The organism is Chelatococcus sp. HY11 (genome assembly GCF_018398335.1).
Taxonomy (GTDB): Bacteria; Pseudomonadota; Alphaproteobacteria; order Rhizobiales; family Beijerinckiaceae; genus Chelatococcus.
Map to the genome: position 1 here is coordinate 1 of NZ_JAHBRX010000004.1, position 13047 is coordinate 13047.

Annotated in this window: 10 protein-coding genes; 2 read left to right on the forward strand and 8 right to left on the reverse strand. The window is 64.0% G+C overall.

Annotation, left to right across the window (positions count from 1 at the left end; all coding sequences use genetic code 11):
* Both KIO74_RS30385 and KIO74_RS30390 read right to left on the reverse strand, forming a co-directional pair.
* The coding region (locus KIO74_RS30385) for a hypothetical protein (protein WP_213339563.1) at positions 1 to 297 on the reverse strand (297 nt) is incomplete at its 3' end.
* Between the two features lie 213 nt (positions 298 to 510).
* Positions 511 to 1821: an Nramp family divalent metal transporter gene (locus KIO74_RS30390; protein ID WP_191321009.1), complete on the reverse strand. Its 1311-nt coding sequence runs from the start codon at positions 1819 to 1821 to the stop codon at positions 511 to 513.
* Between the two features lie 152 nt (positions 1822 to 1973).
* Between KIO74_RS30390 and mntR the strand changes: the two genes are divergently transcribed.
* Positions 1974 to 2465: a manganese-binding transcriptional regulator MntR gene (gene mntR, locus KIO74_RS30395; RefSeq protein WP_244643267.1), complete on the forward strand. Its 492-nt coding sequence runs from the start codon at positions 1974 to 1976 to the stop codon at positions 2463 to 2465.
* A gap of 82 nt (positions 2466 to 2547) precedes the next feature.
* On the opposite strand, the gene KIO74_RS30400 is transcribed toward mntR, so the two are convergent.
* Genes KIO74_RS30400 through KIO74_RS30425 form a run of 6 tightly spaced genes read right to left on the reverse strand, consistent with a single transcriptional unit; the run spans position 2548 to position 10708 of the window.
* On the reverse strand, positions 2548 to 3801 hold the full coding sequence (locus tag KIO74_RS30400) for an MgtC/SapB family protein (protein ID WP_191321011.1): 1254 nt from the start codon (positions 3799 to 3801) through the stop codon (positions 2548 to 2550).
* Between the two features lie 43 nt (positions 3802 to 3844).
* A complete protein-coding gene (locus KIO74_RS30405) occupies positions 3845 to 4369 on the reverse strand; it encodes a cytochrome b (protein WP_213339565.1) in 525 nt (174 codons plus the stop codon).
* Entirely contained in the window at positions 4366 to 5892 is a 1527-nt protein-coding gene (locus KIO74_RS30410; protein WP_210319918.1) for a thymidine phosphorylase family protein, read from the reverse strand. The genes KIO74_RS30405 and KIO74_RS30410 overlap by 4 nt, the downstream gene beginning before the upstream one ends.
* A complete protein-coding gene (locus KIO74_RS30415) occupies positions 5889 to 7247 on the reverse strand; it encodes an MBL fold metallo-hydrolase RNA specificity domain-containing protein (RefSeq protein ID WP_213339567.1) in 1359 nt (452 codons plus the stop codon). Before KIO74_RS30415 ends, KIO74_RS30410 begins: the two co-directional genes overlap by 4 nt.
* Before the next feature lie 8 nt (positions 7248 to 7255).
* Positions 7256 to 9625: a phosphoketolase family protein gene (locus tag KIO74_RS30420; RefSeq protein WP_191321014.1), complete on the reverse strand. Its 2370-nt coding sequence runs from the start codon at positions 9623 to 9625 to the stop codon at positions 7256 to 7258.
* Between the two features lie 48 nt (positions 9626 to 9673).
* A complete protein-coding gene (locus KIO74_RS30425; RefSeq protein WP_244643265.1) occupies positions 9674 to 10708 on the reverse strand; it encodes a ribose-phosphate pyrophosphokinase in 1035 nt (344 codons plus the stop codon).
* A 416-nt stretch (positions 10709 to 11124) separates the two neighbouring features.
* On the opposite strand from KIO74_RS30425, the gene ftsH reads away from it, so the two are divergent.
* Positions 11125 to 12999, forward strand: coding sequence for an ATP-dependent zinc metalloprotease FtsH (gene ftsH, locus KIO74_RS30430; protein WP_213339568.1), 1875 nt, complete (start codon positions 11125 to 11127; stop codon positions 12997 to 12999).
* Positions 13000 to 13047: the final 48 nt, after the last annotated feature.

The window sequence follows — 13047 nt, forward strand, 5'->3', positions numbered from 1 at the left end:
GCCGACGGCGCTTGTCGACGAATGAAACTCGGCAGCGTCGCTTGCAACATCATTGCGTACGGAGCGTTCGACCGAGTGGACTGCGCTCGCGCAGGACGTCACGTCTGCACTGGCCATCGACATACCGAGCAAGGCGAAGGTAAGGGCGGCGACAAGCACCGTTCTCATCATCCCTGCCAAGCGCCGCGACGGCTTCGTGTGCGTCAGGTTCATATCTCCCATATAGCAGCAGATTTGAGCAACGACTTGATCGGAATCAATACATCGTTGAAACAACGCGCGAGCCTGGGCTGTCATCGTCCGCCCGGAGAGCGAAGCAGACGGAACGTCCCCACGTGCTGGCATCGCGAACAGGCGAAAAGTCGATCAGGCCGCATCTTTCACGTCGGCGCGACCATCGCCACACGCCGAGATCGGAAGACCTGAGATAATTCTGCCGGTCGGAAACGCCACGCGCCGATCCTGCACGCGAGGTATGCGGCTTTTGGCGGGCACATCGATACGGCAATGTCATCCGGCTGAAGTGCCCGAGACGCCTACTCCGAAAATCTGCGTCAGCAGTACCACGTTAAGAAGCAGCACAATAACAGTTCCAACAATCGCCATGGCTCCGATGAGCCGCGTATTGACGTATGGACCCATGATATCCGGGCGCCGCGTGAAGATCACCAGCGCGATCATCGGCACCGGCAGCGCAATGCTCAAGATGACCTGGCTGACAACGAGCGCGTTCGTGGCATTCACCCCGAGCGCGACGACGACAAAAGCCGGAACCATCGTCACGACGCGGCGTGCCCACAGCGGGATCCGAAATTGGACAAACCCTTGCATGATCATCTGACCGGCCATTGTGCCGACGACAGAACTCGAGATCCCGGATGCGATCAGCGACACCAGGAACACCGCCGCGGCGGCAAAGCCCAAGAGCGGCGTCAAAGTATGATACGCGCTTTCGATTTCGGCGACATCGCTGTGTCCGTTATGAAAGGCGCTGGATGCCATCATGACCATGGCCATGTTGACGAGACCCGCGGCGGCGAGCGCCAGCACAACCTCGATGTTCGAAAACTTCAAGAGCTTGCGTCGCTCCGATTCACCGGCCACAGGTGCGCGCTGTTGGGTCAATCCCGAGTGAAGATAAAGAGCGTGGGGCATGACGGTCGCGCCTATGATGCCGACCGAGATGATCAGCGCCTCACGATCCGGAATGTGCGGCAATAGCGCACTGTATGAGGCCGCCGTCCAGTCAACCGGCGCGATGAACATTTCGACGAGGTAACACAGCCCAATGACCGCAACGAGGCTGCCTATGATCAACTCCATCGGACGGAAGCCGTGCTTCTCGAAAAGCAGGATTCCATAAGTCACGACCGCTGTGACCAGCATGCCCGCAAGGAGCGGCATGTGGGCGAGAAGAGACAGGCCGAGCGCCCCGCCGAGAAACTCGGCAAGATCTGTGGCCATGGCAGCGATTTCGCTTATGATCCACATCGCGATCACGATAGGGACGGGAAAGTATTCTCGGCACATTTCCGCAAGATTGCGCCCGGTCACGATGCCGAGCTTGGCCGAAAGCGCCTGAAACAGCATGGCGATGAGATTCGCCATCAGGACAACCCACAGCAACGTGTAGCCGTATTTGGCACCGGCTTGAATGTTGGTGGCAAAATTGCCGGGGTCCATGTAGGCGATCGATGTGACAACAGCCGGACCGGCAAATAGCAGGGCCGTGGTGGGCCCTCGACGCCGACCCGCCAGCGCCTCTTCGATGGCCGCAATGGTGCGCTGTGTCACGGTCTGCAATGAGAGGAGAGAGGACATTTCGAAGCCTTTCGTTACCTCTGCTTCGAAATATAGCCAAAGCTACATTTTCGTCAATCGACTTTAACGGCGGGCGGGGCGAGGCGTATAATGTCGCTGCGATTCACATGGCTGCGGACTTGGACCATCCGCTCAATCAGAAAGCGACCTCAGTGACCGCGGCACAAATACGACGACGGAGTGACTCATCGGACCGTGATGATCCACGGCAGGCTGAGCGGTTTGAGAAAGCCAGAGCGGCGCGATCGATGACGCTCTTGGAGGACTACGTCGAGCTGATCGCCGACCTGTTGAAAGAGCACGGCGAGGCTAGAACAACCGACATCGCCCGAATACTCGGGGTTACGCACCCCACCGCCACGAAGACGATAGCTAGGCTGAGGCGTGAGGGGTTGGCTGTATCGCGTCCTTATCGGGGCGTGTTTCTGACCGAAGCCGGAATTGCCCTGGCCGACCGGGTTCGGCGAAGGCACCGTCTCGTCGTAGAATTATTGATCGCGGTCGGCGTACCGCAGGAGTCCGCTGAAGCGGATGCCGAAGGCATTGAGCACCACGTGTCAGATGTCACGCTGTCGGCATTCGAGCGTTATCTGAAGAAAAGCGCTGCCGGCGGCCGCAGCCTCGGTGCGACCGGCAAGCCGTGACATTCCTGGCTGAGACGAGAGTGGTCACAGACCGCGGGACGGTATGACGTTCTGTATTGACCGGTGTTGGCAACGGCGTGGACTAGCCGAGATGCGGCAGCGTAACGAAGGCCGCAAAGCCGACGGCACCTGCCACTACGGAGGCGAGCGCGAGAGGAAGCCAGAAACGCACTGGCCCGGTCGCTGCAGCGACGATGAGCCGGCCGGCGGCATTGGTTGCAAGCGCGATCAGCACGGCGTGCCCCACGGTCTCTCTATCGGCTGAGACGCCGAGAAGCCGTAATGCGCTCAGCACGGCAACGTCGATATCGAAGGTGCCGGTGATCGCCGACGTGACCACCATGCCGCCGGTGTTCCCGACCGAAACTGCAGCACTTATGGTCGATACCACCGCAAAAAGAATCGCAAAGGCCAGCAGTGCCCACAATTCGAACGGGTTGCGTGGCATTTGCCCGGCGTCGCTTGGAACTGCACCGCGCGACAGGAACACCCCGCCACACATTACGAAAGTCAGCACCGCGGCAAGAATGGCAAGACCTGCGACGCCGAGCACTGATGGTGAGACGATCGCGACGATGCCGGCAACACGCAGCACCGAGACAGCCGCGGCGAGCGTGGCGGCTCCGGCCAGCGGCCAGGGATTGCCGCCTGCTGTTGCCGTACGCGCGAGCGCCAGCGTGACCGCCGTCGACGACACCACTGCCCCCGCCAATCCGCCCACTAGCACTCCACGTGTGGCTCCGAACAGGCGGACGGCAATATAGCCGAGGAACGAGATGGCAGCCGTCAGCACTGTGAACAGCCAGATCTGTTGCGGATTGAAGCCGCCCCACGGATCGATCGCCTGCGCAGGGAGGAGCGGCAGAATGATCGCCGTCATCACCGCCAGCACCAGCGCTGCGCGCAACTCGATCCAGGAGATGCGCCTGAGAAGGCCATGCAGCAGATCGCGACTGGCGAGCAGGACGGCGAGTGCGGTTCCTCCGGCGGCAGCTGCGCGGTGATCCCCCGTAACCGCCAGAGCTCCGAGCACGAACACGCCCAGCGCCGCGACAACGCCGGTCACGCTGAAATCGGCATCCTGAGTGGCTTCGCGGCTCTTGAACCACGCGAAGACCGCCGTGAAGGCGATCAGACCCGCAATGAGCACCGAAGGCGCCTCGAGACTGCGGGAAAGCGCCGCGAACACGCCGCCCAGCAAGCCGGTGATCGCATAGGTACGGATACCGGCCGTCCTGGCACCGTCCGGGGCGTCGCGCTCGCGCCAGCCGCGCTCGAGGCCGACGAGCAGACCAATAGCCAGGGCGAGGCCGAACTTCGTGATCAAGATTTCCATCGCGAGTCTCCCGACGGCCGGTGACCATAATGGGAGACGTGCATCATCGCGCTTTGCGGATCATCCGCCACAGGACATCGTCGCAGCGCCAGAAGTGGTGCCAAAGCGCGGCGCAGGCATGCAGGAGAACAAGAACGAGTAGCGTCCAGCTAAGGACGCTGTGAACCGGGGCGATCCGAAACGTCAGATACATGGCGATCGTTCCGGTGATCGGCAGTGCGATCAGCACGGCATAGAGGGCGGCGTGCATGGCTTTGGCCGACATGCGCTCCAACGGCGACAAGCCCGGAACAGGCGCCGGACGGCCGTATGTGAAGCGCAGCAGAAGCTGCGCCAGCGCGAGACCAAGAATGGCCCAACCGCTCCAGGCATGCACCTGATGCAGAAACAGGTCGATGGGACGCGGCTTCATGAACAGGTGCGCCATGTGGGTGCGCTGTATTGCCCAGGCGGTCGGCACCTGGACAAGACACAGGACCAGCACCAGCCAATGCATGAGTCGATGCGCGAGAGGAAATCCGTCCGGGCGATCCGCGCCGCGCATCCATCCGGGCAACAGCGTCCTCAAGCCTCGACCTCAACGATGTCGCCTGAGCGTGCGGCATAGTCGAGCGCATAGGCGAGCTCGCCTGTTGTCTCGGCGTGGACATGGAGAAGCGGCTGGCCGCGGTCGATCTCGTCGCCGAGCCTGACCTCCATGTGAACGCCCGCCGCCTTCGCTTCCGGCGCGCCCGCGAGCTTGGCGAGCCGGGAGAGCTTGCGGTTGTTGATATGAACCACGCGGCCGGCGTGCGGTGCCGTCAACGGATGGGCGTAGGCCGCCTTCGGCGGCACACGAAGGCCGCCCTGCGCCTGGCAGATCGCCTCGAATTTCGACCAGGCCCTGCCGCTCGCAAGGGTAGCCAGCGCGAGATTGACACCCTCTCCCTTCTCCGCCTTGCCGCCGATCTCGAGCGCGGCTCCGGCCAGCGCGGCGGCGCGACGACGCAGATCGTCGGGCGCCGTCGGCGCGTTGTTCAGCACGGCAAGCACGTCATGGGCCTCGAGAGCCGGTCCGATGCCGCGCCCAACAGGCTGGGCGCCGTCGGTCTGGACGCAGGTCGTTGCAAGATCGAAGCGTGTCGCAACCGCGCTCAGGCGCTGCGCAAGGCGGCCAGCCGCGTCCTCGCCGCGCACCTTCGCGGTGGCGCCGACCGGAATGTCGATCACGACATGGGTTGACCCCGCTGCGATCTTCTTGGACAGGACGGAGGCGATCAGCTGGCCTTCGGTGTCGATATCGAGCTCGCGCTCGACGCGCACGAAGATATCGTCGGCCGGGCTCAGATGCACGGCGCCGCCCCAGGCGATACAGCCGCCTTCACGTTCAACGACGCGCCTCAATGTCGCGATGTCGAGTTCCACCGGAGCCAGCGTCTCCATCGTGTCGGCGGTGCCGGCCGGAGAGGTGATGGCACGTGACGAGGTCTTGGGCATGAGCAGGCCGTTTGCCGCGACGATCGCGACCACGATCGGCGTTGTCCTGTTGCCGGGGAGGCCGCCGACGCAATGCTTGTCGACCACGATCGGCGCGTCCCAGCGCATCCGTTCGCCGACGTCCACCATAGCGCCGGTCAGGTCGGCGGTTTCGTTCTCGTCGAGGGGGAGGGCAGCACTGGCGGTCAGAAAGGCCGCAAGGTGGACCTCCGTGTAGCGGCCGGCGACCACGTCGCGCAGGATCTCGGAAAAGGCTCGGGAGTCGAGCCGATTGCCGTAGATGCGCTGACGCACGCTCGCCAGGGAGTCAATCGCTGGCGCATGGCTGACCCGGACCACATCACCGTCGGTCAGGCCAAGCCGTTCCCACGCGGCCTCGGAAAGGCCGACCTCGTCGATGGCGATGAGCCCGTCACCATCGACCTGAAACAGCGTCGCCTGCACCTCGCCATTCCCGTTGGACACGAGCACCTGCGAGCGCGCCGACAGTCCCTCCGACCGGCAGACGTGGCAATCGGTGCGCATGACGACGACAGCCTGATGCTGGGTGTGCAGATGGATGCGTCGCACCCGCAGCGTCGGTTGAGCGGGAATGGCCATGTCGGTCGACGTCATAGATCGAACTTCTGGTTCTGACGGGGAACGACGGCGTTCCACTTGAGCTCGCGGTCGATGCGAACGCGCAGGGCTTCCGCGCCTTCGTCTTCACCATGCACGATGAACACACGTGACGGCGGTCGCCGGAAGCCCGAAAGCCATCGCATCAGCTCGTTCGAATCGGCATGGGCTGACAGCATCGACAGTTCCTCGACCGCAGCGCGAACCGGAATCCATTCGCCGTGGATCTTGGTCTCCTGCGCGCCTTGCAGCATGGCCCGGCCGCGGGTGCCGGCTGCCTGGAAACCGGAGAACAGGATCGTGTTGCGGGCGTGTGGAGCGAACGCCTTCAGGTGGTGGAGGACGCGCCCGCCGGTCGCCATGCCGCTCGCCGAGATCACCACCTTGGGGTAGGGGCTTGCCGTGATGCCCTTCGAGCCGTCGACGTCGCGGGTGTAGGTCGCAATCGCGCAGACTTCCTTGCATTGCTCCGGCGTCAGACGGTGGTCCCCGCGATGGGCGTGGAGGAGGTCGGTGGCGTCGATTGCCATCGGACTGTCAAGATAGACAGGCACCTTCGCCAGGCGCCCAGCCCTTTTGAGCTTCCAGAGATGGTAAAGGAGCGATTGCGCGCGGCCCACGGCGAAGGCGGGAACGACGACCGTCCCGCCGCGCGCGACCGTTCGCTCGACGACGGCGCCGAGCGCTTCGGTGGGATCGGCAGGATCGTGCACACGGTTGCCGTAGGTCGATTCGACCAACACATAGTCCGCCTCCGGCACCGGCACGGGATCGGGAAGAACCGGATCGTCATAGCGGCCGAGATCGCCGGAGAAGGCGACACGGCGTCCGCCCCATTCGATCTCGGCGGTGGCGGCCCCAAGGATGTGACCGGCATGGCGGAAAGTCAGCGTCGCGCCGAACGAGAGCTTGACCGTTTTGTCGAAGGGGACGGTCGAGAAGAATTCGAGGCTGCGCTCAGCGTCACGGATGCCGTAGAGGGCGAGCGCCGGCTTGTGCTTCGAAAAGCCCTTTCGGTTGGCGTACTCCGCATCCTTTTCCTGCAGGTGACCACTGTCCTTGAGGATAAGCTCCGCGACGTCCCGGGTCGCCCCCGTCGAATAGATCGTTCCTTTGAAGCCGTCGCGCACAAGCTTGGGAAGATACCCAGAATGGTCGAGATGGGCGTGCGTCAGGATAACGGCGTCGATGCTCGATGGGTCGATCGGCAGCGGCTCCCAGTTCAGCTCGCGCAGATTTTTGAGGCCCTGAAACAGTCCGCAGTCGATCAGGATGCGTTTGTCGCCGTTGGCGAGCAGATGTTTCGAGCCGGTGACGGTGCCTGCGCCGCCGAGGGAAGTAAGTGTCAGCATGGCGTCCTTCATTTGGTAGGAGGGATGAGATCGGCGGGCGAGCCTTTCCCATCGATGGCATTGCGTTCGGCGACTGTCAGGAATTCGTTGCGCGACCATCCGGCCAAAGGTGCGGCGGCATCGATCAGATGCGCCCAACTGCAGCGATTGGCGAACAGCAGGCCCGCGGTATCCAGCGTGCCGCCCCGGCTGATATAGCCGCGGGCCACAGTGTGTTTCGGACCGCTGTCGAGCCGTCGCAGCAGGCCGAGCATCGGCTCGGGCCGTGTGTGCGAGACGATCAGGCGCGGGACATCGACCGGGAAGAGGCGCACGAGCTCCTCGTCGGACGCCACAAAACGCGCCTCGATCGGATCGCGCGGGATCCGGAAGCGACCGGGCTCGCTGATCGCCGTCACCACCACCCGCCGTCCATGCTCTTTCAGGCGGTGCGCCGCCTTGAGCGCCTCTTCGAGCTGGTAGGCCCCGATCGCAACGATCTGCAACTCGGCGCCGTCAACCTGTCCTGCGATGTGGGCAGCGCCGTCGGCGACAAAACGGACGGCGGCCGCGCCGTCGAAGCGGTGCGGCATGTCGCGCTTGGAGACGATCACGCAGGCGACCTGGCCGCGCCCTTCGAACACCGAAGCCATGGTGGCGACGGCGCTGTTGGCGTCAACGGGAAACAGCACACGCGCTGTGTCCGACATCTCGCCGAGCAGAGCCTCGCCGACGGTCGGGTCCTGATGCGACTGCTCGTTCTTGGAATTCTCCCACGTATGCGAGGTGACGACGAGCGGCACGGAAATCCAGCCTGGGTTCTGGCCCACGGTGCGTTGGTGGCGCGCGAAGATAATCTCCTGACGCAAGCCACCCAGCATCTTCATCGCGAATGCTTCGTAGCTGACGATGAGGTTGATCCCGCCTTTGTTCGCAAGGGCCGCGGCGGCGACCGCCTCCTCGTTGAGCGCCGTGATCACGCTGCCGTTGCGTGCTTCGGCGACGCCCGTCTCCGGCGAATTGACGCGATGGCGCAGGCGCTCGAGGGTCGCGCCCATATGATTGGAGCTCAACTCGTCGGGGTTGCCGACACGCACGCGCAGAGCAGGATTGGCGTCGACGAGCCGTACAAACCAGCGATCGAGCGCGTGCATAGCGCAGTCCGCCGGTGAGCCGGCTTCCGTCCAGTGGGGGGCGGGGAGTTCCGGCGCCGGCGGATGGCGGACCGCCAGAGGGTGAAGGCTCTCCGCTGGCCGGTTCTGCCGCTCGTGGACCGCTACGGCTGCGACCGCCGCCTCGATGTCGCCAGGTGGGACGAACAGGTCTTTCGCCGCGGCGTTGAAGGCGCTGCGCGCAGCTTCGTTTCGCGAAGGGTTTGCTGCCAGAGGCAGGTTGTGCGCGGCATTGGTGCCTGCGCCAGGGAAGCCGAACCCCTTCACGGTCTCGGCGATGACGTAGGGCATGGGGGTCGGATAGGCGCGATCGGGATCGGCGGAAAAGCGCCCAAGGCGTTCCTCCGCCGTCAGGATCGCCCAGACGAAGGCCGCGGGATCGCGACCGTCGATCTCGAACGGATCGAAGCCGTTGAGCCTGAGATGATCGGCGAGCCAGGCCGCACCGCCCTGCTGCGCAATCTGCGCCCGCTCCTCAATCCTTCGGCCGTTGAGGATCATGACCGGCACGACGAGACCGCAGTCCTCGGCCCGCCACCAGCGCGGCGTCCAGTCAGAGCCGCGCTGCTCCTCGAAGGCGCCATCGCTCAAGAAGGCGACCAGGCTTTCTCCCGGTAGCGGGGCATGCACATATTGGACCTCGGCGAAGCCGAGATACCCGCCCTCGGAGATGGCGCCGGCCGTGTTCGGTCCGGCATGGCTGCCGATCGGCACCGCCGGACGGCCTTGGGCGTCGATCGCGTAGGAATAGAAGTCGGCCGCAAGCTGGGAAAGCCCCTTCTCGCTGCGGTCATAGCGCCCTTTCTGCGCATCCGAAACATCGCCGGTCAGCGCGTTGAGCGCCTCGATCGCGGCGACGCAATGGCCCTGGCCCATCACCCAGGAGCGGGTGGTGGCCGAGAGTGCGTTCGCCGTGAGATAGCCGACAAAGGCCGGCACCATGTTTAGCGATCCGCCGGTATGACCTTCCGGAGCAGCCTTGAAAGCCTCGGCCGGCAGCGGCGCGCCGGAGAGGTCGACGCACTTGGCATAGGTCATGTGAACGACCGTCCACATCGCGGCAGACGCCAGCCGGTCGGCGGCGGCGAGCAGGCGGTAGAGCGCGTCAGGGTCCAGCTTTGGCGACTGCGCGAGTGAGCGAATGCGCTCGATGGTCTCGTCGGTATGCGTGATCGGGCCGTAGCCGGCGCGCCAATGTTCGAATGCTGAGGACGTCGTCGCGGCCATGCGTTTGCTGCCTTCAAGGATTGATTTGCTTCACGGCTGTTGGCCGGTTCATCCGACCCCGCCGGTCCAGGGCGGAGGATCGCTCGCAGGGAAGGAATCGATACCAGCGCGTTCGACGTCGTCGACCGCCTCGGGTGGGCGTCGATGACGGACGAGTTCGGGATCGGGCGCGTCGGCAGCCGCGATCGCGTCGGCGATCAGCTGCGAGAGTCCGATCGCGTTGGTCGGGTGACTGACCGAATCGGTGGACACGATCCTGCCGCAGAGCGGCGCCAGACGCGTATAGGAATCCCCAGCGAAGATGCCGTGCACGACAGCGACGTCGGGACGTGGGAATCCAAGCGGCGGCAGCTTGCGCGCCGCTTGGATGAGCGTGTTGCCGGAGGAGGCGATGTCGTCGACCAGGACGGGCTGCAGCCCGCTCCATGAAGAGAGGTCGGGAAACGCGATCTCGACGTCGCGGTCGCCATGCCGGATCTTGCGCAGCACCGCATGCGGCGCGCCGATCTTTGCGGCGATGGCAGACACCCATTGCTCGCTTTCCTCGTCCGGACCGATGATCAGCGGACTGGCAACCGAGGCGGCGATCCACTCCGCCAGGAGCGGCGCCGCGTGCAGCGTCAGCGCCGGGATTTTGTAGAGCGCGGAAAGCGCCGGATAGCGGTGCAGGTGCGGATCGACGGTGACGAGCCGGTCGAAGCTGGACGAAATCAGGCGCGCGAAGGTTCGCGAGGTGATGGCCTCACCCGGCCGGAAACGCCGATCCTGCCGCATATAAGCCAGATAGGGAGCGATCAACGTCACCGCGGTGGCGCCGAGCGATCGGGCCGCGTCAGCGAGAAAGATGAGCCGGAGAAAGCCTTCATCGGGGCGAGCGAGCGTCGAGACCAGAAGAACCGATTTTGCTGCGACGTCGCCGGCGAGGCGCACATAGCTCTCGCCATCCGGAAAGTTGCGCGTTTCGATCTCCCCCAGCTCGCCGGCGCCAGCGTTCGCAAGTGCTTGCGCAAATGCTTCATTGCCGGGGAGAGCAATGATGACGGGGACGGAAGTCATCTGGGCTGGGGCAGGAGGCATCATCATTCTTTCGCAGTCTCGTTCCGGCGTGCAGACGGACGCGCGGTCAGCTCATGATTTCTTGCCCAAAGGCGAAGACAGGTCCCCGATAAAGCCTGCACGGAAGCTCGATTCTTTAATCGAGATTAAGTTCTTGCCCTTGGTGTCGAGCCGGTCTGCGCGCTGGAACGGTATTTCCGGACATGCGCAAAGGGCATACTCAAGGGCACCGGCCAACAGCTTTCCGGACTCAATCTTGATCTGAGTTAAAGTTCTGGCCCTCCCGGGCGCGCATTTTGGCGACCAAGCAGGCTTCAAGTGCCTTTTAGCAAAGAACCTTGTTGATCCTGACGCTCAATAGACGCGGCGATCCATGACGTACCTGGCTGATGACATGAACCGCATTGGCCGTCGCGCGCGCGAGAAGTACGGGAATGCAGCTGATGGAGAATGAGAACAAAGCGTCGACAAAGCGGGTCTTCAAGTTCGACATCCTGTACTTTATTGCCGTCTTCTTCGCCGTTCTGCTGATCCGGGATCTGCTTGTCGGTCAAGGCCACATCAAGGTCATTCCGTACAGCGAATTCCAGAGCCTGATCGAAAAGGACGCCGTCACCGACCTGGTGGTCGGACCGACGGAGATCACCGGCGCTTACAAGTCGCCGGTCGAGAAGGACGCGCCCCAGCATTTCTCCACGGCTCGCGTCGATCCGCAGATCGCCGACCTGCTGACCAAGCGCAATATATCGTTCTCGGGCAAACCCGCGCCGGGCCTCTTCGAAAACCTGCTCTCCTGGCTGATGCCGGCTGCGATGTTCGTGTTGATCTGGATGTTTTTGCTGCGGCCGATGATGGCCGGACAGCATGGCGGCCTGATGGGCATCGGGCGCAGCCGGGCGAAAGTCTATGGCGAGAGGTCTGTAAAGGTGACCTTCGCCGATGTCGCGGGCGTCGATGAAGCCAAGCAAGAGCTCGCCGAAGTCGTCGGCTTCCTAAAGGACCCGGCAACCTATGGCCGGCTCGGCGCGCGCATTCCCAAGGGCCTGCTTCTCGTCGGTCCGCCCGGAACCGGCAAGACGCTGCTGGCGCGTGCCGTCGCCGGGGAATCGGGGGTTCGCTTCTTTTCGATTACCGGTTCCGAATTCGTCGAGATGTTCGTCGGCGTCGGCGCTTCGCGCGTGCGCGACCTGTTCCAGCAGGCGCGCGCGCAGGCCCCGGCCATCGTCTTCATCGACGAACTCGATGCGCTCGGTCGCGCCCGCGGCGTCGATATGCCGGGCGGTGGACATGACGAGAAGGAGCAGACGCTCAATCAGCTGCTCGCCGAGATGGATGGCTTCGACCCGAGCGTCGGCATTATCGTTCTCGCCGCGACGAACCGGCCAGAGATTCTCGATCCCGCGTTGCTGCGCGCAGGTCGCTTCGATCGCCAGGTTCTGGTCGACCGCCCCGATCGTCAGGGCCGGATCGACATACTGAACGTGCATCTGAAGAAGATCAGCGTGGCGCCCGAACTCGACGTCGCGGCGGTCGCGGCGCTCACGCCCGGCTTCACCGGCGCCGATCTCGCCAATCTGGTCAACGAGGCCGCGCTTGTGGCCACGCGCCGCGGCGCGAGCGCCACCGTGCTCGACGATTTCACGCAGGCCGTGGAACGCATCGTCGCCGGCCTGGAGAAGAAAAGCCGGATTCTCATTCCACGCGAGCGCCAGATCGTCGCCCATCACGAGATGGGGCATGCGCTCGTCGCCATGGCGCTTCCCCAGACCGACGTGGTGCAGAAGGTCTCGATCATCCCGCGCGGCATTGCTGCGCTCGGCTACACGCTCCAGCGGCCGACCGAGGATCGCTTCCTGATGAGCCAATCCGAACTGCAAGATCGCATGGCGGTGCTGCTTGGCGGTCGGGCCGCCGAAAGCCTGGTGTTCGAGGAGATTTCGACAGGCGCGGCGGACGATCTCGTCAAGGCGACGGACATCGCACGCAACATGGTGGTCCGGTTCGGCATGTCGAAGGAGCTGGGACAGGTCGCTTACGAACCGGAGACCGGCAGCTTCCTCGTCGGACAGACCCCGGTCTGGCGGCCGCGCACCTATAGTGATGAGACGGCCGAGGCCATCGATCACATGGTGAAAGACCTGATCGACCGCGCCTTCCAGAAGGCACGCGCGATCCTCGAGCGCAACCGTTCCGTGCTGGATAGCAGCGCGCGCGAACTCCTCGCGCGCGAAACGCTGGGGCCTGATGAGCTGGCCAAGCTGACCGCCGGTCTCTCGCGCGAGGCGTCGGGCCGGCCGGGGCTCGCTCTCGTCGAATGATGCGGATCAAACGCTGTCGGCTCCCTGCCGAGCCGGCGCATGCTGTTC

Coding starts and splice junctions, on each gene's coding strand:
- KIO74_RS30390 (WP_191321009.1), bottom strand. CDS start 1,821: ATGTCCTCTCTCCTCTCATTGCAGACCGTGACACAGCGCACCATTGCG.
- KIO74_RS30400 (WP_191321011.1), bottom strand. CDS start 3,801: ATGGAAATCTTGATCACGAAGTTCGGCCTCGCCCTGGCTATTGGTCTG.
- KIO74_RS30410 (WP_210319918.1), bottom strand. CDS start 5,892: ATGACGTCGACCGACATGGCCATTCCCGCTCAACCGACGCTGCGGGTG.
- KIO74_RS30415 (WP_213339567.1), bottom strand. CDS start 7,247: ATGCTGACACTTACTTCCCTCGGCGGCGCAGGCACCGTCACCGGCTCG.
- KIO74_RS30420 (WP_191321014.1), bottom strand. CDS start 9,625: ATGGCCGCGACGACGTCCTCAGCATTCGAACATTGGCGCGCCGGCTAC.
- KIO74_RS30425 (WP_244643265.1), bottom strand. CDS start 10,708: ATGATGATGCCTCCTGCCCCAGCCCAGATGACTTCCGTCCCCGTCATC.
- ftsH (WP_213339568.1), top strand. CDS start 11,125: ATGGAGAATGAGAACAAAGCGTCGACAAAGCGGGTCTTCAAGTTCGAC.